Origin of the sequence: Jannaschia sp. 2305UL9-9, from assembly GCF_041403465.1 — a bacterium.
In the GTDB taxonomy this organism is placed as follows: Bacteria; Pseudomonadota; Alphaproteobacteria; order Rhodobacterales; family Rhodobacteraceae; genus Jannaschia.
Genome location: NZ_JBGEHM010000002.1, coordinates 914,607 through 935,425 on the forward strand (window position 1 = coordinate 914,607; position 20,819 = coordinate 935,425).

General features: G+C 66.7%; 22 protein-coding genes and 1 tRNA gene. 17 read left to right on the plus strand and 6 right to left on the minus strand.

Annotated elements, in window-relative coordinates; translation table 11 throughout:
• Positions 1–9: 9 nt before the first annotated feature.
• Both V6N07_RS12520 and V6N07_RS12525 read left to right on the plus strand, forming a co-directional pair.
• A complete protein-coding gene (locus tag V6N07_RS12520) occupies positions 10–1,626 on the plus strand; it encodes a heme biosynthesis HemY N-terminal domain-containing protein (RefSeq protein ID WP_371156639.1) in 1,617 nt (538 codons plus the stop codon).
• Positions 1,627–1,680: 54 nt separating this feature from the next.
• A tRNA-Thr gene (locus V6N07_RS12525) sits at positions 1,681–1,756 on the plus strand.
• 303 nt (positions 1,757–2,059) lie between these two features.
• On the opposite strand, the gene V6N07_RS12530 is transcribed toward V6N07_RS12525, so the two are convergent.
• A complete protein-coding gene (locus V6N07_RS12530; protein WP_371156640.1) occupies positions 2,060–3,046 on the minus strand; it encodes a 2-hydroxyacid dehydrogenase in 987 nt (328 codons plus the stop codon).
• A gap of 109 nt (positions 3,047–3,155) precedes the next feature.
• On the opposite strand from V6N07_RS12530, the gene V6N07_RS12535 reads away from it, so the two are divergent.
• Positions 3,156–3,659: an SH3 domain-containing protein gene (locus tag V6N07_RS12535; protein ID WP_371156641.1), complete on the plus strand. Its 504-nt coding sequence runs from the start codon at positions 3,156–3,158 to the stop codon at positions 3,657–3,659.
• Between the two features lie 74 nt (positions 3,660–3,733).
• Here V6N07_RS12535 and V6N07_RS12540 read toward each other — a convergent pair whose 3' ends face one another.
• A complete protein-coding gene (locus V6N07_RS12540; RefSeq protein WP_371156642.1) occupies positions 3,734–4,567 on the minus strand; it encodes an inositol monophosphatase in 834 nt (277 codons plus the stop codon).
• A gap of 95 nt (positions 4,568–4,662) precedes the next feature.
• Between V6N07_RS12540 and V6N07_RS12545 the strand changes: the two genes are divergently transcribed.
• Complete coding sequence (locus V6N07_RS12545; protein WP_371156643.1) at positions 4,663–4,803, plus strand: hypothetical protein; 141 nt, start codon at positions 4,663–4,665, stop codon at positions 4,801–4,803.
• 13 nt (positions 4,804–4,816) lie between these two features.
• Here V6N07_RS12545 and V6N07_RS12550 read toward each other — a convergent pair whose 3' ends face one another.
• Positions 4,817–6,835: a M3 family metallopeptidase gene (locus tag V6N07_RS12550; RefSeq protein ID WP_371156644.1), complete on the minus strand. Its 2,019-nt coding sequence runs from the start codon at positions 6,833–6,835 to the stop codon at positions 4,817–4,819.
• Positions 6,836–6,934: 99 nt separating this feature from the next.
• On the opposite strand from V6N07_RS12550, the gene V6N07_RS12555 reads away from it, so the two are divergent.
• A complete protein-coding gene (locus V6N07_RS12555) occupies positions 6,935–7,351 on the plus strand; it encodes a VOC family protein (RefSeq protein WP_371156645.1) in 417 nt (138 codons plus the stop codon).
• Between the two features lie 30 nt (positions 7,352–7,381).
• Here V6N07_RS12555 and V6N07_RS12560 read toward each other — a convergent pair whose 3' ends face one another.
• Both V6N07_RS12560 and V6N07_RS12565 read right to left on the minus strand, forming a co-directional pair.
• Positions 7,382–7,870: a pyridoxamine 5'-phosphate oxidase family protein gene (locus tag V6N07_RS12560; protein ID WP_371156646.1), complete on the minus strand. Its 489-nt coding sequence runs from the start codon at positions 7,868–7,870 to the stop codon at positions 7,382–7,384.
• Between the two features lie 76 nt (positions 7,871–7,946).
• Positions 7,947–8,765, minus strand: a complete 819-nt coding sequence (locus V6N07_RS12565; protein ID WP_371156647.1) for a sulfotransferase family protein — start codon at positions 8,763–8,765, stop codon at positions 7,947–7,949.
• 119 nt (positions 8,766–8,884) lie between these two features.
• Between V6N07_RS12565 and V6N07_RS12570 the strand changes: the two genes are divergently transcribed.
• The 11 genes from V6N07_RS12570 to V6N07_RS12620 all read left to right on the plus strand — a co-directional run bounded on the left by V6N07_RS12570 (position 8,885) and on the right by V6N07_RS12620 (position 19,014).
• On the plus strand, positions 8,885–10,462 hold the full coding sequence (locus V6N07_RS12570) for a DUF5928 domain-containing protein (protein WP_371156648.1): 1,578 nt from the start codon (positions 8,885–8,887) through the stop codon (positions 10,460–10,462).
• A gap of 11 nt (positions 10,463–10,473) precedes the next feature.
• Positions 10,474–10,857 carry an HIT domain-containing protein gene (locus V6N07_RS12575; RefSeq protein WP_371156649.1) on the plus strand — a complete coding sequence of 128 codons (384 nt, stop codon included), beginning with the start codon at positions 10,474–10,476 and terminating at the stop codon, positions 10,855–10,857.
• 59 nt (positions 10,858–10,916) lie between these two features.
• Entirely contained in the window at positions 10,917–11,660 is a 744-nt protein-coding gene (locus tag V6N07_RS12580) for a DUF3750 domain-containing protein (protein WP_371156650.1), read from the plus strand.
• 219 nt (positions 11,661–11,879) lie between these two features.
• Positions 11,880–12,113, plus strand: a complete 234-nt coding sequence (locus tag V6N07_RS12585) for a DUF6732 family protein (RefSeq protein ID WP_371156651.1) — start codon at positions 11,880–11,882, stop codon at positions 12,111–12,113.
• A complete protein-coding gene (locus tag V6N07_RS12590; RefSeq protein ID WP_371156652.1) occupies positions 12,110–13,315 on the plus strand; it encodes a sirohydrochlorin chelatase in 1,206 nt (401 codons plus the stop codon). The genes V6N07_RS12585 and V6N07_RS12590 overlap by 4 nt, the downstream gene beginning before the upstream one ends.
• Positions 13,315–13,947 (plus strand): precorrin-8X methylmutase, encoded by a 633-nt coding sequence (locus V6N07_RS12595; RefSeq protein WP_371156653.1) that lies wholly within the window; start codon positions 13,315–13,317, stop codon positions 13,945–13,947. The genes V6N07_RS12590 and V6N07_RS12595 overlap by 1 nt, the downstream gene beginning before the upstream one ends.
• A gap of 39 nt (positions 13,948–13,986) precedes the next feature.
• On the plus strand, positions 13,987–15,192 hold the full coding sequence (gene cbiE / locus V6N07_RS12600; RefSeq protein ID WP_371156654.1) for a precorrin-6y C5,15-methyltransferase (decarboxylating) subunit CbiE: 1,206 nt from the start codon (positions 13,987–13,989) through the stop codon (positions 15,190–15,192).
• Positions 15,189–15,911: a precorrin-2 C(20)-methyltransferase gene (gene cobI, locus V6N07_RS12605; RefSeq protein ID WP_371156655.1), complete on the plus strand. Its 723-nt coding sequence runs from the start codon at positions 15,189–15,191 to the stop codon at positions 15,909–15,911. Before cbiE ends, cobI begins: the two co-directional genes overlap by 4 nt.
• Positions 15,908–17,707: a precorrin-3B C(17)-methyltransferase gene (cobJ, locus tag V6N07_RS12610; RefSeq protein WP_371156821.1), complete on the plus strand. Its 1,800-nt coding sequence runs from the start codon at positions 15,908–15,910 to the stop codon at positions 17,705–17,707. The genes cobI and cobJ overlap by 4 nt, the downstream gene beginning before the upstream one ends.
• A 66-nt stretch (positions 17,708–17,773) precedes the next feature.
• The gene (gene cobM / locus V6N07_RS12615) at positions 17,774–18,541 is read left to right on the plus strand and encodes a precorrin-4 C(11)-methyltransferase (protein ID WP_371156656.1); all 768 of its coding nucleotides are present in this window, start codon (positions 17,774–17,776) and stop codon (positions 18,539–18,541) included.
• A 107-nt stretch (positions 18,542–18,648) separates the two neighbouring features.
• Positions 18,649–19,014, plus strand: coding sequence for a hypothetical protein (locus V6N07_RS12620; protein ID WP_371156657.1), 366 nt, complete (start codon positions 18,649–18,651; stop codon positions 19,012–19,014).
• 37 nt (positions 19,015–19,051) lie between these two features.
• On the opposite strand, the gene V6N07_RS12625 is transcribed toward V6N07_RS12620, so the two are convergent.
• Positions 19,052–19,891 carry a M15 family metallopeptidase gene (locus V6N07_RS12625; protein WP_371156658.1) on the minus strand — a complete coding sequence of 280 codons (840 nt, stop codon included), beginning with the start codon at positions 19,889–19,891 and terminating at the stop codon, positions 19,052–19,054.
• A 67-nt stretch (positions 19,892–19,958) separates the two neighbouring features.
• On the opposite strand from V6N07_RS12625, the gene V6N07_RS12630 reads away from it, so the two are divergent.
• Positions 19,959–20,813: a D-amino-acid transaminase gene (locus tag V6N07_RS12630; protein WP_371156659.1), complete on the plus strand. Its 855-nt coding sequence runs from the start codon at positions 19,959–19,961 to the stop codon at positions 20,811–20,813.
• Positions 20,814–20,819: the final 6 nt, after the last annotated feature.

Here is a 20,819-nt window from a genome sequence, read left to right on the forward strand (position 1 = left end):
GATCCCTTAATGCTTTGGTCGCTTTTCAAGATCCTCCTGTTCGTTGCCATCGTCGTGGCACTGGCCTTCGGGATCCAGGCCCTGCTTGGCATGTCCGGTGAGGTCGTGATCCGGTTCGCCGGCGAGGAATACGTCCTGTCGCCACTTCTGGTGCTGATCGGATTGCTCGTCCTCATGCTGGCGCTCTACGTGGCGTTCAAGCTGGCCGGCCTGCTGATCGCCACTTTGAAATTCATCAACGGCGATGACACGGCTATCGGACGCTACTTCGACCGCAACCGCGAACGACGCGGGTATGATGCGTTGAGCGACTCGCTGATCGCCCTCGCGTCCGGCGAAGCCCGCGAGGCGAGCGTCAAGGCGCAGAAGGCCGAGAAGTATCTGCAACGCCCCGAGGTGACGACCTTGCTGGTGGCACAGGCGGCCGAGGCGGCGGGCGACAAGGCCCGTGCCCTCGAAGCGTGGAAGACATTGGTTCAGCACGACAAGACCCGGTTCGTCGGCGTGCGCGGCCTGATGCAGCAAAAGCTGGACGAGGGCGATACCGAGACGGCGATGAAGCTGGCCGAAAAGGCGTTCGCCCTGAAGCCGCGGCATGTCGCGACGCAGGACACCCTGCTGCGCCTGCAGGCACGCGATGAAAATTGGGACGGCGCGCGCCGCGTTCTGTCCGCCAAGCTAAAGTCCGGTGCCCTGCCCAAGGATGTCTACAAGCGGCGCGAGGCAGTTCTGTCGCTTGCCGAAGCGCGCGCGCAGTTGGCGGCGGGCAGCACGGACAAGGCCCGCGCCGAAGCGCTGGAGGCCAACCGGTTGTCCCCCGAACTGGTCCCGGCTGCCGTTCTGGCTGCCCGGATGCTGATCGACAGCAACGAAAAGCGTCGCGCGGCAAAGACCATCAAGGCGGCGTGGCAGAAGACGCAGCATCCGGATCTGGCGGCCGTCTTTGCCGACATCGAACCGAACGAGACACCGGACGCGCGCGTTCGCCGGTTTCAGGCGCTGCTCAAGATCGTTCCGAACGCCTCCGAGACACGGATGCTCGAAACGGAGCTGCATCTCGCTGCCGAGGATTTCCCCGCCGCACGTCGTGCCCTGGGAACCCTTTATGAAACCGACCCGTCGGCGCGCGCCCTGTCCCTGATGGCTGCCATCGAGCGCGGCGAAGGCGCGTCCGAGGCCGTGGTGCGCGGATGGCTGGCAAAGGCCTTGGGCGCGTCGCGCGGGCCGCAGTGGGTTTGCGACAATTGCGGCACCGTTCATGCGGCCTGGGTTCCGGTCTGCGTGTCCTGCGAGGCTTTCGACAGCATGGCCTGGGTCGCGCCTGCAACAGGTGCCACGTCCCAGACCAGCACCTTGCCGTCGGACATGCTGCCCCTGCTGGTCGGTGGTCCTGCGCCGGCGCCGGAGGCAACGACGGATCTGCCCGCACCCTCCACACCCGCACCCGGGGTCGAACCCGTCGTCGAGCCCGAGCCAATTGGCGAAACGGTCGTCGATCCGGATGTCGTCGGCACGACCCGTGACGTGTCGGAGCCGGTCGTCGTTCCGGTTCAGCCCGCGGCCGCGGATGCAACCCCGGCTGCGCCTGACGGCGCCGAAGACTCTGACACAGCTTCGCGCAAATAGGTGCATTTCGGGGCTGGAAACGGCCCCGGACCCCTGCTAGGGACGCGCCACGGTGCCGCTGTAGCTCAGCTGGTAGAGCACGTCATTCGTAATGATGGGGTCGGGGGTTCGAGTCCCTTCAGCGGCACCAGTTCGAGAAAGGCCAAAGGCCTTTCCGACAGGATCCAGTTCCAGAAGTCTTACACCACGCGCGACGCCGCCTTCCGCCTTGTGATGACATTCCTTTTGCAGCAGCCGGGGCGCGCAGGTTCGGGCGGCAACGCCCCCTGAGGTCGGGCATATATGTCCCTGATGAGGGCCTCGCATTCCTTCACCCGCTGGCCGATTCGACCTGCAGATCCCGATCGTTTGGCGCCGCGGGGAAGCGACTCCGGTCAGGGGCGTGACGACGGCATGCTGGCCCGGGCGCATGCGAAACCCGACTGGCGGGGCGTCACAGCATGGATGGCACGACCTGATCCGGGGGGCGGTGGCCATCGGCGAAGGTCTGCATGTTCATCAGGACGCGTTCGCCCATCTCCAACCGTGCTTCGCGCGTGGCGGATCCCATGTGAGGCAACAGGATGACATTGGGCAGTTCGCGCAGGCGGGGGTTCACCCCATGCCCGCGTTCATAGACGTCGAGGCCCGCACCCGCGAGATCCCCGGCGCGCAGCATCCGCGTCATGGCGTTTTCGTCGATCACCTCGCCCCGCGACGTATTCACCACGACCGCCGAAGGTTTCAGAAGTTTCAACCGCCGCGCATTCAGCAGGTGAAAGGTCGCAGGCGTATGCGGTGCGTTCACCGAAAGGATGTCGACACGCGCCAGCATCTGGTCGAGGCTCTCCCAGTAGGTTGCCTCCAGCGGCTGTTCCAATCCTTCGTGCAGGCGTCGCCGGTTGTGGTAATGCACCGACATGCCGAAGGCATGCGCGCGCCGCGCCAGGGCCTGTCCGATCCGCCCCATGCCCAGAATGCCCAGTCGCTTGCCGCGCAACCGCATGCCCAGCAGGGCCTCGGGCGCCCAGCCTTCCCACGCGCCACGCTGCACCTGTGCCATGCCCTCGCCCATACGGCGGGCCGAGGCGAGGATCAGCGCCATCGCCATGTCGGCGGTATCCTCGGTCAGCACGCCGGGCGTGTTCGACACGAGGATGCCGCGCTGTCGCGCCGTGGCGACGTCGATGTGATCGACCCCGGCGCCGTAGTTCGCGATCAGTTTCAGCCGGTCGCCCGCGCCTGCCAGCAGGGGGGCGTCGATCACGTCGGTGATGGTCGGCACGATGATGTCGGCTTCGGCCATCGCGGCGGCAAGGTCGGCGCGGGGCATCGGCGTTTCGCTGTCGGACAGCTGAACGTCGAACAGCTCGCGCATCCGCGTCTCGACCGGTTCAGGCAAACGTCGCGTGACGACAACACTCAGTCGGCTTGTTGGCACGGGCCGCACCCTCCCCCTTTGTCCCTCGGGGCCATGATGGCATGGTGCGGGGCAGGCGCAAGGGGCGACAGACCCCGCGCCGGGCAGACAGTCGAAGGCAGGACAGTCCATGAGATCATATGTCATCGTTGCGGTTCTGACCGCGTGTCTGATGCTTCTGGCGCCGGGCCCGGTTTTCGCGGCCGAACGCGGGCCCGTGACGAACCTGCCATTGCCGCGCTTCGTGTCGATGAAAGCCTCCGAAGGGTATGCCCGCCGGGGTCCGTCAAGTACGCATCGAATCGACTGGGTGTTCAAGCGCCGCCACATGCCGTTGCAGATCGTTGCGGAATACGGCCATTGGCGGCGCGTGCAGGACCGCGAAGGGGCGGGCGGCTGGATGCATTATTCCTTGTTGTCCGGCAACCGGACCGTCGTCGTGACGCAGCCCGAGGTCGTGCTGTATCGGCGGCCGTCCCCCGATGCCGCGATGAGCGCCCGATTGCAGGCGGGCGTCGTCGCATGGCTGAACGAATGCGCCGAGGGGTGGTGCCGGTTGGAGGTCGAGGGCGCGGACGGCTGGGCGCCGATCCCGGCCCTCTGGGGGGTTGCCCCGGACGAGACGCGCGATTGACGCACCCGTCAGGGTCTCGGCCCGCCGCGCCGCACGCGACAGGCCTAAGGATTTTGTGGTTCACGCCTGCCGCGTCAGCCCTGCAACGCGCCGTTGAACGTCTGGGCCAGCGTCTGCCACATGGCTTCGCTGCGCGCTGACAACAGGTAGCCTTCGGTCATCGTCGGCCGATACTCCTGCCCGTCCAGCAGACGTGCGACGCCGCCGGCCTCCTGCAGGATCAGAACGCCGGCGGCGTGATCCCAGACGTTGAGCTTGCCGTTGAGGCAGAAATCCGTGCCCCCGGTCGCCTGCATCCGGTATTCATGCAGGGACGCCCCCATGGAATTGGCGCGGCGGAACAGATGATCCGTCCCGGCAAGACCCTGATGACATTCGGGCGGGAACATGTAGTGCCCGACGTTGCCGCGCAGGTCGGACAGGGGGGCGTCCTGCTGGCTGACGTGCAACCGTCGGGCGGCCCCATTGCGGTGATAGAAGGCACCCTGACCGCGATGGGCCTCGATCCAGTCATCGAAGCTGGGATCATAGAGCAGACCCCATTCGGTCACGCCGTCCTCGACCACGGCGACGATGACGCCATAGTTGGCGACACCATGGGCAAAGTTCCACGTGCCGTCGATCGGGTCGATGATGGTCACGCGGCCGGTTCCGACACGGTCGAGAAGGCTGCGATCCGCGCTGACGGCTTCCTCTCCGACGACGGTATCGCCGGGCAGGATGTCGTGAATGCGCGCGGTCAGGGCGTCCTCGGCGGCCTTGTCGGCCACCGTCACCAGATCGTCCCATGTCGATTTCGTGTCGATGTCCCCGTCGCCGAGGTTGCGGAACCGGGGCGTGATCTCGTCCGCGGCAACATCACGGACGGCATCGGTGATGGCGCGGGCTTGGGTCTCGGACAGGGGCATGGTGTCTCCGGCGAAGCGAAAGGTGGGGTAAACCTGACTTACGGCGCAGGCAGGCCAGAGGCTACCCTTGGGTCATTCGATACCGGAGAATTATCATGACCCATATTCCCAAGGTCCAGTACATCGACGTGCGCCAGTTGGTCGACATCCTTGCCCTGCAACTGGAGGGCGACAAGGCCGAGGCGGCCGAGCGTCGCCGCCCGCCCCAGACGGCTCAGACAGGGAAACCCGCCTGAGCCGGGCTGCGGATCACGCCGCGGTGTCGAGGCCGCGGCCCTTGAGCAGGGCCTCGACCCCCGGCAGACGCCCGCGGAACGCCGTATAGAGGTCGGCCGCATCGCGAGAGCCGCCGGTCGACAGGATGTTCGCCTCAAGCTTGGCGGCAAGGGCGGCATCGAAGGCGTCGCCCGCTTCCTCGAACGCAGCGAAGGCATCGGCGTCCATCACCTCGGACCACATGTAGCTGTAGTACCCCGAGGAATATCCGTCGCCCGAGAAGACGTGCGCGAAATGCGGGGTCGCGTGCCGCATCCGGATCGCACGGGGCATACCGATCGTCTCCAGGACTTCGGCCTGTTTCTGCATGGGGTCGGCGGGGGCGGGGCCATCGTGGAATGCGAGGTCGACCAAGGCGCTGGCCACGTATTCGACGGTCGAGAACCCCATGTCATAGGTGGCCGCCGCCAACAGCCGGTCACGCAGCGCATCGGGCATGGCGTCGCCAGTGACGGCATGGGTGGCGAATTCGGCCAGAACCTCGGGCACCTCCAGCCAGTGTTCGTAGAGCTGCGACGGCAATTCGACGAAATCGCGCGCCACGGAGGTCCCGCTGATCGACTGATAGGTCACGTTCGACAGCATCTGGTGCAAAGCGTGGCCGAATTCGTGAAACAGCGTCCGCGCGTCGTCATAGGACAGCAGGGCCGGATCGCCTGCCGCGAAGTTGCAGACGTTGACCACGATCGGCCGGACATCCCCGCCCAGCTTCGACTGCGACCGCATCGCGCTGCACCATGCGCCGGAACGTTTGGACGCGCGTGCGAAGTAGTCACCGAGAAAGACAGCGACATGTTCGCCATTGCGCGTCACTTCCCAACCGCGCACGTCGGGGTGGTAGAAAGGGCCGTCGAGCGGCGTGAAATTCAACCCGAACAGGCGCGTCGCGCAGGCAAACTGTGCCTCGATCATGCGATCGAGCTGGAAGTATGGCTTCAGTTCCGCCTCGTCGAGGTCATGCAGGGCAAGGCGACGCTTTTCCGCATAATAGCGCCAGTCCCAGGGCTCCAACGGCCCGACGATCCCGTCCTCGCGCGCCATGCGGGCAAGGTGTTCGGCGTCCGACAGGGCGGCGGTGCGGGCGGGGTGCCAGACCTGCATCAGCAGGTCGCGCACGGCGTCGGGCGTGCCCGCCATTTCCGTTTCCAGCTTGTAGGTCGCGAAATTCTCATAACCCAGAAGATGCGCCCGCTCCTCGCGCAGCTTCAGGATCTCGGCGGCGATGGCGCGATTGTCCGTGTCGCCCCCGTTGGCGCCGCGCGCGGTCCAAGCTTCGTACGCCTTTTCGCGCAGGGACCGGCGCGGCGAGAATTGCAGGAACGGCACGATCAGGGACCGGTTCAGCGTAACCACGGGGCCGGGACGGCCGCGATCCTTGCCGGCGGCCCGCGCGGTCGACACGACGAAATCCGGCAACCCCTCCAAGTCGTCTTCGGACAGGTCCATGAACCAGTCGCGTTCGTCCGCCAGCAGGTTCTGACCGAACCCGGTGCCCAATGTGGCCAGCCGCGCCTTGACCTCGGTCAGGCGGTCCGCCTCCGCGCCCTTCAGCGCCGCACCGGACCGCACGAATCCGCGCCGCGTCAGCATCAGGACGCGCGCCTGTTCGTCCGTCAGGTCCAGATCCTCCCGCCGCTGCCAGAGATCGTCGATCCGGGCGAACAGTTTTGCGTTGTTGGTGATCGCCGAGCCATAGGCCGAAAGCTTCGGCGCAAGATCGCGCTGCAACGCTTCGCGGGCCGGGGTGCTGTCTGCGCCGGCAAGATTGTAGAAGACCCCCGCAACCCGGTCGAGAAGGTGATCCGCCTGCTCCAGCGCCTCGATGGTATTGGCAAAGGTCGGCTCGGCGTCGTTGTCGGCAATCGCTTCGATCGCGGCGCGACCCTCGGACATGGCGGCGTCCATCGCGGGACCGAAATCGGCGTCGTCGATCTTGTCGAAGGGCGGCAGGCCGAAGGGGCCGGACCAGTCGGTCAGCAGGGGGTTTGTCATGGATGTCTCCTTTGACGCCAACCTAGGCGCTGCGCACGGGGCTTGCCAGAGGGGGGAGACAGCGGGCTAGGATATCCCATACCCGGGGGAGGGGGCGTCATGAGCTGGTCGATACATCACGTCAATCTGCAGGCGAAGGACGTCCGGCGGACGGCGTCGTTCTACAAGATGGTTCTGGGGATGGCCGAGGCGCCCTGGGCTTTTCCGCAATCGCGCGGCTATCTGCCGGGGGACCCGGACAAGCTGGCCCTGATGGGGGATGGTCGGGACAGCCACTCGGGCCTGCACCTCATCGCGCCCGACGAGGATTTCGCGGAGCGCAATAACCTGATCCACAACCCGTCCAAGGGCGGGCATGTCGCGTTTCAGGTCGATGATCTGGACGGGGTGATCGCGCGTCTGCGAAAGGCGGGCATTCCGCATTCGGTCACGGGCGAATTCGCGATCCCCGGATTGCGCCACGTCTACGTCGAGGACCCGGAGGGCAATCTGATCGAGATCAACGGGCGGCTCTGATTGCCGCCCGTCGGGGGAACGTCGTCAGGCTCAGGTGTCGAGGCGCACATGCGCCGTCTTGTCCTGGAAATCCTGCTTCGGGTCGCTTCCGATCAGGGCCTTGAACCCCGCCACGAGGGAGGAGCCGTCTTCCCAAAGCTCCGCCTCACCGGCGTCGAACCGCACCAGCCGCAGCTTGGGGTCGGTCTTGCCATCTTCGTACCAGGCGGCGACGAAGGGGTTCCACAGCTTTTCGATCATGTCCGGATCGGTCGACAGCGACAGCCGCCCGTTGGCGGAGGCCCAGACATCGTTGCCCTTGCTGGAGAACGTCATCGTTCCCTGCTTGGTCGCGGTCGACAGGACCCGTCCGAGGTCGGTGTCGGTCGAGGTGAAGAACCACAGGGGGCCGTGATCCTCGTCCCCGGCCAGCTGTGCGGTCATCGGGCGGGGGGCCGCCCCGTCACAGCCCAGAAACACGGTCATGTCGCTGCGCAGGGCTTTCCAGAATTTTGCTTCGATCTTCGCGTCGGCGGTCATCTTGCGTCTCCTGTCAGTCTAGTCAGAAGGGCAACGTGCGAGGCGCGACTTTGTTCAACCGAATGTATCGGAGGGGTCAGGCCGCCAGATGAGCGTGCAGCGCGTCGAGGTCGACTTCACCGGTCGGCATCTTGTTGGCCGGGTTGTCGAAGTCGTAATTGAACAGCTTGAAATCGCGGTGATAGATTTCCCACACGAGGTGCATCGACAGGTCGTCGAAGTAATCGGCGACCGGGTGCGCGCGCTTCGGGCCGTGGCCCTCGGACTCGTTGAACCGCGGCACGGCGGACAGGTCGACCGGCACCGGCGTTTCGATGTGGTCGAGAACGACCTGCATTCCGGCGTTGAAATCCTCGGTGAACACGACGTGATCATAGCGCCCGCCATTGGCGACGAAGGTGGCCACGTGGCTGGTGACGGCGGACCAGTGGATGTCCGGGTCCATCGGGCGGCGGAACCGGATGGTGTCGCGCGCGAACAGAAGGAACCGGCGGAACGACGCAATCTGGTCGAACTGGAACCCGTCCTCGGGGGATCCGACGTCGACACCGTATTTCTGCATCAGCATCGGGACCATGTTGCCGCGATACCGTTTCCCGTTCCGCTGAATTCCCGCGATCTTGTCGAAGAACGATGACAGGATGCGGGTATAGGGGTTGCGGACACAGGTGAACGCATAGGACCGATGTGCCTCGGCATTGGCGGTGATCAGGGGCTGGCTTTCCTCCTGCGCCCATTTGTGCAGGCCCGTGGTGCTGTCGTGGATGTCCCCGTCGAAGAACCGGCCATGGTCCGAATAATACATGATCTGCCCGATGGACGAGCAGGCACATTTCGGAACGACGCGATAGACGACGCTTTCGCTTTCGGTCATCCAGGTGCCGGGAAACCCCATGTTCTTCCTTCCAACTCTGCCCCGGGGCGCATCAAACCGTGATTGCCCGGTTTCTTCAACGGGGCTAGCGCGGTATTGCGGGTCTCATGTGACCGAAAAACGGGGATTCCGGGGTTTCCATGGCCAAGATCGCCTTCATTCTTCTGTGTCACAAGGACCCGGAGGCCATCGTTCGTCAGGCCAACGGCCTGACGGCCGCGGGGGATTATGTCGCGATCCATTTTGACGCCCGCGCCCCGAACGAGGCGTGGCAAGCGGTCCGCCGCGGGGTGGCCGGCAACCCGAACGTCGTCCTGGCCGGGAAACGGGTGAAATGCGGCTGGGGGCAGTGGTCATTGGTGCGCGCGACCCTTGCTGCCGTTCGTGCGGCGGTCGACGCCTTTCCCCGTGCAACCCATTTCTACATGATCTCGGGCGATTGCCGCCCGATCAAATCCGCGGATCAGGCCCATGCCTTCCTCGATCGGCGCGATGTCGACTACATCGAGAGTTTCGATTTCTTCACGTCGGACTGGATCAAGACCGGCATGAAGGAGGATCGCCTGATCTTCCGGCATGTGTTCAACGAACGCGACCACAAGCGGCTGTTCTACTGGTCGCTGGAGGTGCAGCGCAAACTGGGCCTGCAACGTGAGGTTCCCGCCGATATCGACGTGATGATCGGGTCGCAGTGGTGGTGCCTGCGACGCGAAACCATCGACCGCATCCTGACATTCTGCCGCGCGCGTCCGGATGTGCTGCGCTTCTTCTCGACCACGTGGATCCCGGACGAGACATTCTTCCAGACCCTCGTGCGGCACCTCGTGCCCCGCGATCAGATCGACCCGCGCACCCTGACATTCCTGATGTTCACCGACTACGGAATGCCGGCGACCTTCTACAACGACCACTATGACCTGCTGATTTCGCAGGAGTTCCTGTTCGCCCGCAAGATCTCGCCCGAGGCGGCCAGCCTCAAGGACCGGCTGGAGGCGCTCTGGACCTCGGGCGCGCGCGATTTTCCGTCGGCCGGGGACGGACGCAAGCTGTTCTCGTTCCTGACCCAACGGGGCCGGACCGGGCGCCGTTTTGCCCCCCGTTTCTGGGAACGGGAGGGCACCCTTGGCCGCGAACGCGAACTGATCGTGCTGGTGTGCAAGAAATATCACGTGGCCAAGCGTCTGGCCCAGTCGCTGCGCGACCATGACGTTCTGCCTGCGGTGGATTACCTTTTCGACGAAGACGATACGGATCTGCCGAACCTCGGTGGGATCGAGACCACCCTCGCCAAGCGACAGCGGCACCGGCGCGCATTGCTCAGGATGCTGTTTCGCCAAACGGGTGGCGACCGGATGGCGATCTGCCTCGATCCGGTCAACCTCGACCTGCTGCATGACCTCTACGGCGACCGCACGACCATCCGGACCCTGCTGATCGAATGCGATTTCGACGAGGCCTATCTTGAAGGTCATGCCAAGCGCATCGGCCTGATCGGGGATCAGACGCCGCGCGCGACCATCGACCTGCTCATGCCGACGGTGGCCCAGGATTTCGCCTATGAGACCCTGGCCATCCGCGAGGCCGATCTGCCCTATATCTACCGCCTGCGGCAGCAGGATACGGCCGAGGCCAAGGCCAACGTCCTGGCACAGGTCTTTGCCACCGGTCCCGAAACGGCGCTGGCCGTGGCGGACACCCCGCATCTGTTCGACGATTGAAGGATCACCCCATGCCCTATGCCTATGACGACCAGAACATCTTTGCCCGCATCCTGCGCGGCGAAATCCCCAATGATACGGTGATGGAAACGGAACATACGCTGGCCTTTCGCGACATCACCCCGCAGGCCCCGGTGCATGTGCTGGTGATTCCGAAAGGGCCCTATGTGACCTATGATCACTTCTGCGATCAGGCGAGCGATGCGGAGATCGTCGATTTCGCCCGCACTTGCGCCGCCATCTGCAAGCAGGAAGGGATCGCCGCCGATACCACTCCCGGCTACCGCGCCATCTCCAACGCGGGCGAACACCCCATTCAGGAGGTGCCGCATTATCACATGCACCTTCTGGGTGGGCGACCCCTCGGGCGGATGCTGGCCCGTGCGGATGACTGAAGGCATCACGATCGCGCGACGGGTCTCGTAAACCGGACCATGGGTGCCATTTTTCCGACATGCTGAAAGCCCTGATCCTCTGGCCGCTTGGCCTGTTCGCTGCGACCTTTCTTCTGCCTGTTGCGATTGCGGGGCTGTGGTGGTCGGCGCAGGACCGTCCGGACAGCTGGCGGTCCGCAGACTGGGGGCCATCCGGCGTCCTGCCCGCCGCCGCAACCGTGCCGGAGGCGACGATTCACGTGATGGCCGCCCGCACGGGCGGGCCGAAGGGCGCGGTGTCGGTGCATTCGTGGTTGGCAATCAAGGAGGCGGGCGCCGACCGCTGGACCCGGGCCGAAGTGGTCGGCTGGGGCACGCCGGTGCGGATCGATGCCTATGCCCCTGATGCACGCTGGTATTCGAACGAGCCCTGGATCGTCGGTTCCGTTTCCGGCGACGCGGCGACCCGGCTGATCCCCGAAGTGCGGGCCAGCATCGCCGATTATCCGTGGGGCGGGCGGGGCGACTATGTCATCTGGCCGGGCCCGAACTCCAACACCTTCGTCGGACATGTCCTGCGGCAGGTGCCCGACCTTGGCGTGACCCTGCCGCCGCATGCGGTGGGCCGTGATTGGGCCGGGTCGGGCCTGACGGCCAGCGTGGATTCCGGTGGCGACCTGCATGTTTCCGTCTCGGGCCTTGCGGGGCTGTCGGCGGGGCCGCGGACCGGGTTCGAAGTGCACCTGCTGGGTCAGGCGCTGGGCGTGGACATCCTGCGACCGGCGCTGAAGCTGCCGGGTATCGGGCGTCTGGGCAGCAGCTAGGGGCCACACTCCCGCGCCATGGTGACGCGTGCGGCCCCCGTGACGTCGGGAATCGCATTGCGCCACGCGGCCCTCGCAGATACCCCTGTTGCGGACGACGCCCCCGAACGGGGCCGGACAGGTGGCCGTGGGCCCGCCGACCCAACACGGGGGCGGGGACCGGCATCGTCTCTGGATCCGGCCCGACCGGGGGGTGCCCCTTTTGGAAAGGACCGCCCGATGATCCGCCTGCTGACCCTTGCCGTGCCCGCCGCGTTCGCAACGACCCCGGCCCGGTCGCACACCGGCCATTTCGGGGAATTGGCCGGGCATGATCATTGGGTCATGGGCGCGGGGCTGGCCGCAATCGGGGCCGCCGCCGCCGCCGCTTGGCTGAAGGGACGCAAGGCCAGGTCCGAGGAGGAGGCGTCCTCGGACGAAGATACCGCCGACGAGCAGGAGCAGACCGCATGAAGACCGGCGTCATGATCTGCGGTCACGGCAGCCGGTCGCAATCGGCCGTCGATGAATTCGCCGTGCTGGCCGAAAAGCTGCCCGACCTTCTGCCCTCCGACTGGATGGTCGACTACGGCTACCTCGAATTCGCCAACCCCGTGATCCGCGACGGCCTCGACCGGCTGCGCGACGCGGGCTGCGACCGCATCCTTGCCGTGCCGGGGATGCTGTTCGCCGCGATGCACGCCAAGAACGACATTCCCACGGTCCTGAACACCTATGCCGCCAAACACGGCCTTCAGGTCAGCTATGGGCGCGAACTGGGCGTCGACCCCAAGATGATCGCCGCCGCCGCCGGCCGCATCACCGAGGCCGTGGCCCGGGCCAACGCCGACCACGGTGAGGTCGCGCTGCATGACACGTGCCTTGTGGTGATCGGACGGGGTGCGTCGGACCCCGACGCCAACGGCAACGTCGCCAAGATCGCGCGGATGCTGCACGAGGGCCTCGGCTTCGGCTGGTGCGAGGTGGGCTTTTCCGGCGTCACCTTCCCGCTGGTGGAACCCTGCCTGACCCACGCCGCGCGGCTGGGCTACAAACGGATCGTCGTGTTCCCCTATTTCCTGTTCTCCGGCATCCTGATCGACCGCATCTATGGCTTCACCGACCAGGTCGCCGCCGAGCATCCGGGCATCACCTTCGTCAAGGCGGGCTACCTTGGGGATCACCCGCAGGTTCTGGCCACCTTCGCCGAACGGATCATCGAACAGACGGGCAAGAACCCGCCCCCGAACTGCGGCACCTGCGCCTATCGCACGCAGGTGTTGGCGACCGAAGACGGCGGCCACATCCACATCCCGCCCGAGGATCGTGCGGGCCACCCCGCGTTCTCCGACACGCCGCCGCCCACCTGCGTGTTGTGCAAGTACCGCACCGCCGTCGTCGGGTTCGAGGGCGAGGTCGGCGCCGTGCAGGAATCCCATCACCACCACGTCGAGGGGCAGGGCGCCTCCGCCCCCGGCTCCAACGTGGCCGATTGCACCCTTTGCGACAGTTTCTGCACCGGCATGTGCCGGTTGGAGATGCAGGACCATCATCACCATCATCATCACGGCCATGACCATCCCCACGATCATGGCCACGACCACCATCATCACGCCGAATACCCCCACGCCAAACACCCCCACGGCCCGGAGTCGGCGCGCAAGGCCCGCGTCTGATGCGCCCCTACGAAACCGATCCGGCGGCGATCTACGCCGCCTCTTTCGCGACCGTACGGCGCGAGGCATCGCTGACGCGCTTTCCGGCGGATGTGGCCGAAGTGGCCGTGCGCATCATCCACGCCTGCGGCATGGTCGAAGTGGCGGACCGGCTGGATTATTCGGACGACGTCGCGGCCAGCGGGATCGCGGCCTTGCGGTCAGGCGCGCCGATCTATGCCGACTGCGAAATGGTGGCGTCGGGCATCACCCGCAGGTTGCTGCCGGACGGGATCGACGTGCGCTGCACCCTGAACGATCCGCGCACGCCCGACATGGCGCGCGATCTGGGCACGACCCGGTCCGCCGCCGCGGTCGACCTGTGGCAGACGGAGGGCGCGGTCATCGCCATCGGCAATGCGCCGACCGCCCTGTTTCGCCTGTTGGAGCGTCTGGAAGGTGGCGCGCCATGCCCGGCGGCGATCCTTGCCTTTCCGGTCGGGTTCGTCGGGGCCGCCGAATCCAAGGCCGAACTGGCCATCCGGCCCCGAGGCGCCCCGTTCATCACATTGCGCGGCCGTCGCGGTGGCAGCGCGATGGCCAGCGCGGCGGTCAATGCACTGGCCATCCTTGCCGCGGGTGGCGAGCAGTGATGCGCCGCGTGGTCCGCCGCCCCCATCCCGGAGCCGTTCATGCCTGATGTCCCATGGCTCCATATTGTCGGGATCGGCGAAGACGGTCTCGATGGGCTCACACCTGCTGCGCGCACCGTCGTCGAAACCGCCGAAGTCATCGTCGGGGGGGACCGCCATCACGGCCTGTCCGACCGGGTCACGGCCGAGCGGTTGGCATGGCCCAGCCCCTTCGATGCCCTGATCGATACGCTGACGGCCCTGCGCGGAAAACGTGTGGTCGTTCTGGCGACGGGCGATCCGCTGTGGTTCAGCGTGGGCGCCCGCATCGGCCGGGCCATCCCGCCGGGTCAGATCGCATACCACCCGCAATTGTCGGCGTTCCAATTGGCCGCCGCGCGGATGGGATGGTCCATGGCGGACCTCGAGACGCTGACGGTTCACGGACGTCCGGTCGAACAGATGATCGCGTTCATTCAGCCGGACGCCCGCCTTCTGATCCTGACGACCGGGGCACAGACGCCCGGCCAGATCGCGCAATTCCTGACGTCGCGCGGCTTCGGTCAGTCGCGTATGACCGTGCTGGCCAACATGGGCGGCGCGCAGGAGGCGCGATACGACGGGACGGCGCAGGAATGGGATCATGTCGTTCCGGCGTTCAACACCCTTGCCGTCGACTGCATCGCCGCCCCGGACGCGGCCCTCGTGCCACGGGTGCCGGGTCTGGCGGACGACCTGTTCCGGTCAGACGGCACGATGACCAAGCGCGAGGTGCGCGCGGCGACGCTGGCCAAGCTGATGCCGATGCGTGGCGCATTGCTGTGGGACATCGGGTCCGGATCGGGGTCCGTCGGCATCGAATGGATGCGCGCGGCCCGGTCGGCACGCGCGATCGGGATCGAGCCGCGGGCAGATCGCCGCGCCATGGCGGCAGAGAACGCGCTGGCCCTCGGTACGCCCCGTCTGGACCTGAGGGAGGGGATCGTGCCGCAGGCCCTTGAAAACCTGCCTGCGCCGGATGCGGCATTCATCGGCGGTGGCCTGTCGGAGGCGACGTTCGATGCCGTCTGGGCGGCCTTGCGTCCGCTGGGGCGGTTGGTGGCCAATGCCGTGACGCTGGAATCCGAGATGATTTTGTCCGACCTGCATGCCAAGCACGGCGGTGACCTTGTCCGGTTGTCGGTCGAACGGGCCGAGCCGATCGGCAAGTATCGCGGATGGCGCCCCGCGATGGCGGTCGTGCAGTGGTCGCTGGTCAAGCGATGACGGGTCTGGCCGGGACAGGGGGCGGCACGCTCTTTGGTGTGGGGCTCGGGCCGGGGGATCCCGACCTGATCACGCTGCGCGCCGCGCGTCTGATCGAAGGGGCGACGACCCTCTGCTACCCCTCGCTCGCCGGGGGAGAGAGCTTTGCACGCGCGATTGCCGCCGATCTGATCCCGCCCGGTGCGCGGGAGGTGCGCATCGATATCCCCATGACGACGGACCGCGCCCCTGCGCAGGCGGCCTATGATGCCGGTGCCGGTCAGATCGCCGAGGTTCTGGCCCGCGGTGAAGACGTCGTCTGCCTGTGCGAGGGGGATCCGTTCTTCTACGGCAGCTTCATGTACCTGTTCGCCCGTCTCAAGGCGCGGCACCGGGTCGAGATCGTGCCCGGTGTGACGTCCCTGACGGCCTGTGCGGCGCGGGCCGCCCTGCCGCTGACTGCGCGCAACGAGGTGATGACCGTACTGCCCGGCCCCTTGCCCGATGACGTGCTGCGCGACCATGTGGCCAGGGCGGATACCCTTGTGCTGATGAAGGTCGGCAGGCATCTGCCACGCCTGCGTCGCCTGTTGGCGGCCGAGGGCCTGTTGCACACCGCGACCTATGTCGAACGCGCCACGCTGGGGGCGGAGGTCATCCTGCCGCTGGCCGAGGCGCCCGATGCGGCCCCGTATTTTTCCATGATCCTGATCGCGAAAGGGGCCGACCCGTGGCTCTGACCCAAACCGGGGCGCTGTCGCCCGTCGTTCTTGCGTTGAACGCCGCCGGTGAGGCGACCGCCCGCCGCATCGCCGAGGCCTTGTCCTGTCCGCTGCATGGCCGCGCCGGCCGCACCGGGGCCGATGTGACCTTTCCCGATGCGCTGGTCCATGCCCGCGACCTGTTTGCGGCCGGGCATGCGGTGATCGGTGTCTGCGCCAGCGGCATCCTGATCCGCGCGGTCGCCCCCCTGTTGGCGGACAAGACGGCGGAGCCGCCCGTTCTGTCGGTGTCGGACGACGGGGCCGTCGTGGTGCCCCTGCTTGGCGGGCATCGCGGGGCCAACCGGCTGGCGCGGCAGGTGGCCGATGCGCTGGGGTCGGTCGCCGCCGTCACCACGGCGGGCGATGTTGCCCTCGGCGTTGCGCTGGACGAACCCCCGGTCGGCTATGCGCTTGCCAATCCCGAAGACGCGAAACCCGTCATGGCGGCGCTTTTGTCCGGCGGCGGGGTTCGGTCCACGGGTGAGGCATTGTTCGACCTGCCGTCCGGCGACGCGGTCGACATCACCGTCACGGAACGCCCCGACACCGGCGGGTCGTCGCGGCTGGTCTATCACCCGATGCGCTATGCGCTGGGTGTCGGGTGTGCCCGCGACGCCGACCCGGAGGAGTTGTGGCAGAACGTCGAGGCCGTGCTGGCTGCGGCCGACGTCGCCCCCGGCGCCATCGCAGGTGTGAATACGCTGGACCTCAAGCTGGACGAGCCTGCGATGAATGCCCTTGCCGCCCGGCTCGATCGGCCCCTGCGCGCCTTCACGGCGCAACAATTGGCGGGGATCGAAGTGCCGACACCATCGGACGTGGTTCGTGCCGAGGTCGGAACCCCCTCCGTGGCAGAGGCCGCGGCCCTTGCGGCCAGCACCGGGGACATCGTGCACCCCAAACGCAAGACCGCGGCGACGACGGTCGCCCTGGCGCGTGCGGCGTCGCCCATCACCGCTCTGCCCGGACGGGCGCGGGGGCGGGTGTCGATCGTGTCGCTGGGGCCCGGCCAATCGGCTTGGCGATCCCCCGAGGCCAGCCGCATGGTGCAGGAGGCCGAGGAACTGGTCGGCTATTCGCTCTATATCGACCTGCTGGGCCCGCTGGCGGCGGGCAAACCGCGTGCCGACTTCCCGCTGGGCGGAGAGGAGGCCCGGTGCCGCCACGCGCTCGAACGCGCTGGCGAGGGGCGGAATGTCGCGCTGATCTGTTCGGGCGATGCGGGGATCTACGCCATGGGCGCCCTGGTCTATGAATTGCTGGACCGCGATCCGTCGGACCCGAGTGCCCTGTCGGATGCGGCGCGCCGGGTCGAGGTGATCGCCACGCCCGGTATCAGCGCCCTGCAGGCCGCCGCCGCGCGGGCCGGGGCACCGCTGGGCCATGATTTCTGCGCGATTTCCCTGTCCGACCTTCTGACGCCCCGCGAGGACATCGTGCGCCGCCTGCATGCCGCGGCCGAGGGGGATTTCGTGATCGCCTTCTACAACCCCGTATCCCGCCGCCGCCGCACCCTTCTGGCCGAAGCGCGCGATATCCTTCTGGCGCATCGTCCGGCGGAAACGCCGGTCCTGCTTGCCTCGTCCCTTGGGCGACCCGAGGAAGAGGTCCGCTTCCGACGTCTGGATGCGCTGGAGGTGGACGAGGTCGACATGTTGACCGTCGTTCTGATCGGGTCGTCGAACAGCAGGCTGACGCGGACGGGCGATGGCCTGCGGATGTTCACGCCGCGCGGGTACGCGCGCAAGATGGCGGGTGGCGACCTGTCCTGACGGAGGGTTGGGGCGGACGACGATGGTTTTGACAAGACAGGGTCCCTTGGGGCCGGAGGGACTGACATGACGGTGCATTTTATCGGAGCAGGGCCGGGCGACCCCGAACTTCTGACCCTGAAGGCGCAGCGGCTGATCCGGGCCTGTCCGGTCTGTCTCTATGCCGGATCGCTGGTCCCCGAGGCGGTTGTCGCCGAAGCGCCCGAGGGCGCGCGCGTCCTCGATACCGCGCCGATGACCCTGGATGAAACCCACGCTGAAATCGTCGCCGCGCACCGCAACGGTCAGGATGTCGCGCGGGTGCATTCGGGTGATCCGTCGCTTTATGGGGCCATTGCCGAACAGATTCGCCTGCTAAAGCGGGATGGCATTCCGTATCAGGTGACGCCGGGGGTGCCGGCCTATGCCGCCGCTGCCGCCGCCCTCGGTCAGGAGCTGACGATCCCCGAGGTCGCGCAGAGCATCGTCTTGACAAGGGTCAGCATGAAGTCGACCTCCATGCCGCCGCGCGAGACGCTGGAAAACTTTGCGCGGACGGGCGCCACGCTGGCGATCCATCTGGGTGTGCGCAACCTGCGCGAGATCGAGCGCGTGCTCGCCCCGCATTACGGCGAAGATTGTCCGGTCGTCGTGGCCTACCGTGTCGGCTGGCCGGATGAGATGTTCCTGCGCGGCACGCTGCGCGACATCCGCGAAAAGGTGCGGGAGGCAAAGATCACGCGCACCGCCCTTATCCTTGCCGGGCCTGCCTTGGGCGAAGTGGAGGATTTCCGCGACTCCGCTCTCTACGATCCTGCGATCCCGCACGTGTTGCGCCCGCGCGCCACGGTGTGATCTGGGGGCGTTTCGACGCGCGACTTCATTGACTCTCAATCAGCAAGCGCCACCCTTTGCGCAGGCGGTGTCCGAAGGGATGCCGAGGGAGCGGAGGAGTAGGTGGAATGGCTGAGACAGAGCGTCAATTCCTGTCCAAGGACGTGCGCGAAGGGCTGGAAGCGGCCCGTGCCCGCGACCGTCGCGTTTCGGGTGGCAAACTTCGGGTGCAGGTCGGGGATGTCTGGTATCCGATCCGGTCCTGCGACGAGACGGGCTTTCGCGTTGCGCTGGATGTGGCGCCCAAGTTGCGCGGGCTGGTCGAGATTCACGAAGGCGCGCGCCTGTTGCGCACCGTCCTGATCGTCGCGGCCGAACCGACGGGCGACATGATGCACTACGAATTCAAGCGCGCGACCGCCGCACGGCAGACGCCTGCGCTGGACTATGTCCGCGACAGCACGGAACCCGCCGGGTATCTGCCACAGGCGTGATCTGCGCCAACATGGGGCAGGGCGGCGAGGTGCCCTGTCACCGTTCAGGCGGCGAATCTTCGGGGGCGGCTGGGGGATTCGGTGCCGTGGAATAATAGGCCGCCGGGGCCCCCGTCAGGCGTGCCCACATCTGATCGCCAAGCGAGAAGTGCCACCATTCCGTCGGGTTGTTGACGAACCCTTCGGCGGCCATCACCCAATACAGAAGGCGGCGGTTGGCGCGCGCCTCACGGGCCGAGAACGCAAGGCCCTGCGGCTCCGCCTCGAAAGCATCCGTGTTGGAGGCGTCCGAGACGTCATCGAAGATCGTCCCCATGAACAGCTCCGCCCCCTGCCGGTAGCGGATCGTCAGGTCGACCGCGGCGCCGGTCGCATGGGGCGGCGGGGACATCGGGTCGATCGCCCCGTCACTGCCCCGTGCCCAGTAACGTTCCGTCTCGGACGCGATGCGGGCGGCGTCCCATTCAGGGTGCAGTCCCCTCAGGTGGTTCGGCATCCAGTGGTCATGGAAGTGGTTCTGGACCGCGATGGGCCGCCACGCGTCGAAAACCCAGAGTTCCAGACCGTAAAGTGCAAGTCGCCGGTCGACCGCCTTCAGGCGGTCCACGAGGGGCGCGCGCAGCAGCAGGTCGGGAACGGCACCCGCAACCTTGCCGTGATAAGGTGCCGTCTGGCCCGAGAAATAGGCGTTGCGCCCGGCAATGCCGTGGTGGCGCAGGTCGACCATCCGGTCCGCCCCCCGCGGATCGGTCAGGTCGACGGGATGGTCGCGGTATCCGGCGCGCAGGGCGGCGGCGGAGGCGACAGGCGCGGCCAGCGGACGGTCGCGTAGCGGCGCCAGCGGTCCTTGGGTCAGGGGCAGGACAAGATCGGTCATGGCACAGGCTTGACCGTCCTGCGCGCGCCCCGCAAGAGGGGGCAACCAAGCAGCGGAAGGACTCGCCATGCGCACAGTTTACGTCAACGGTGACTACGTGGCCGAAGAAGACGCCAAGATCTCGATCTTCGATCGCGGGTTCCTGTTCGCGGATGGCGTCTATGAAGTGACGAGCGTTCTGGACGGCAAGCTGATCGACTTTCCCGGCCATGCCGCGCGCCTTGCCCGGTCCCTGCGGGAGCTGGAGATGCCTGCGCCGGTCACGGAGGAGGAATTGCTCGAAATCCACCGCGAACTGGTGGCGCGCAACGACATCACCGAGGGGCTTGTCTATCTTCAGGTCACGCGCGGGGCCGCCGACCGGGATTTCATGTTTCCCGATGCCGATACGCCGCCCAGCCTCGTGCTGTTCACGCAGGCCAAGCCGGGCCTTGCCGATGCCCCCGCCGCCAAGACGGGCATCAAGGTGATCTCCATCCCCGATCGCCGCTGGGGGCGGCGCGACATCAAGACGGTGCAGCTGCTGTATCCGTCGATGGGCAAGATGATGGCCAAGGCCGCAGGAGCGCAGGACGCCTGGATGGTCGAGGATGGCGCGGTGACCGAGGGCACGTCGAACAACGCCTATATCGTCAAAGGCAACACCATCATCACCCGGCACCTGGGCGAGGAGATCCTGCACGGAATCACCCGTGCCGCCGTTCTGCGCATGGCGTCCGAGGCCCAGATGCAGGTGGAGGAGCGGTCGTTCACCATAGAAGAGGCGATGGCGGCGGACGAAGCCTTCGTCACATCCGCCAGCACCTTCGTGATGCCGGTGGTGGAAATCGACGGGGCCGCCATCGGTACGGGCGCCCCCGGTCCGGTTGCCGCGCGACTGCGCGAAATCTATCTCGATGAAAGCCGCAAGGTGGCCATCTGACGATCG

Excerpts from the sequence above, each read along its gene's own strand:
- V6N07_RS12535 (WP_371156641.1), top strand. The coding sequence starts at position 3,156 with ATGAGATCATATGTCATCGTTGCGGTTCTGACCGCGTGTCTGATGCTT.
- V6N07_RS12585 (WP_371156651.1), top strand. The coding sequence starts at position 11,880 with ATGATCCGCCTGCTGACCCTTGCCGTGCCCGCCGCGTTCGCAACGACC.
- V6N07_RS12550 (WP_371156644.1), bottom strand. The coding sequence starts at position 6,835 with ATGACAAACCCCCTGCTGACCGACTGGTCCGGCCCCTTCGGCCTGCCG.
- cbiE (WP_371156654.1), top strand. The coding sequence starts at position 13,987 with ATGCCTGATGTCCCATGGCTCCATATTGTCGGGATCGGCGAAGACGGT.
- V6N07_RS12565 (WP_371156647.1), bottom strand. The coding sequence starts at position 8,765 with ATGGGGTTTCCCGGCACCTGGATGACCGAAAGCGAAAGCGTCGTCTAT.
- cobM (WP_371156656.1), top strand. The coding sequence starts at position 17,774 with ATGACGGTGCATTTTATCGGAGCAGGGCCGGGCGACCCCGAACTTCTG.
- V6N07_RS12555 (WP_371156645.1), top strand. The coding sequence starts at position 6,935 with ATGAGCTGGTCGATACATCACGTCAATCTGCAGGCGAAGGACGTCCGG.
- V6N07_RS12630 (WP_371156659.1), top strand. The coding sequence starts at position 19,959 with ATGCGCACAGTTTACGTCAACGGTGACTACGTGGCCGAAGAAGACGCC.
- V6N07_RS12575 (WP_371156649.1), top strand. The coding sequence starts at position 10,474 with ATGCCCTATGCCTATGACGACCAGAACATCTTTGCCCGCATCCTGCGC.
- V6N07_RS12580 (WP_371156650.1), top strand. The coding sequence starts at position 10,917 with ATGCTGAAAGCCCTGATCCTCTGGCCGCTTGGCCTGTTCGCTGCGACC.
- V6N07_RS12620 (WP_371156657.1), top strand. The coding sequence starts at position 18,649 with ATGGCTGAGACAGAGCGTCAATTCCTGTCCAAGGACGTGCGCGAAGGG.
- V6N07_RS12590 (WP_371156652.1), top strand. The coding sequence starts at position 12,110 with ATGAAGACCGGCGTCATGATCTGCGGTCACGGCAGCCGGTCGCAATCG.
- V6N07_RS12570 (WP_371156648.1), top strand. The coding sequence starts at position 8,885 with ATGGCCAAGATCGCCTTCATTCTTCTGTGTCACAAGGACCCGGAGGCC.
- V6N07_RS12540 (WP_371156642.1), bottom strand. The coding sequence starts at position 4,567 with ATGCCCCTGTCCGAGACCCAAGCCCGCGCCATCACCGATGCCGTCCGT.
- V6N07_RS12625 (WP_371156658.1), bottom strand. The coding sequence starts at position 19,891 with ATGACCGATCTTGTCCTGCCCCTGACCCAAGGACCGCTGGCGCCGCTA.
- cobI (WP_371156655.1), top strand. The coding sequence starts at position 15,189 with ATGACGGGTCTGGCCGGGACAGGGGGCGGCACGCTCTTTGGTGTGGGG.
- V6N07_RS12545 (WP_371156643.1), top strand. The coding sequence starts at position 4,663 with ATGACCCATATTCCCAAGGTCCAGTACATCGACGTGCGCCAGTTGGTC.
- V6N07_RS12595 (WP_371156653.1), top strand. The coding sequence starts at position 13,315 with ATGCGCCCCTACGAAACCGATCCGGCGGCGATCTACGCCGCCTCTTTC.
- V6N07_RS12520 (WP_371156639.1), top strand. The coding sequence starts at position 10 with ATGCTTTGGTCGCTTTTCAAGATCCTCCTGTTCGTTGCCATCGTCGTG.
- V6N07_RS12560 (WP_371156646.1), bottom strand. The coding sequence starts at position 7,870 with ATGACCGCCGACGCGAAGATCGAAGCAAAATTCTGGAAAGCCCTGCGC.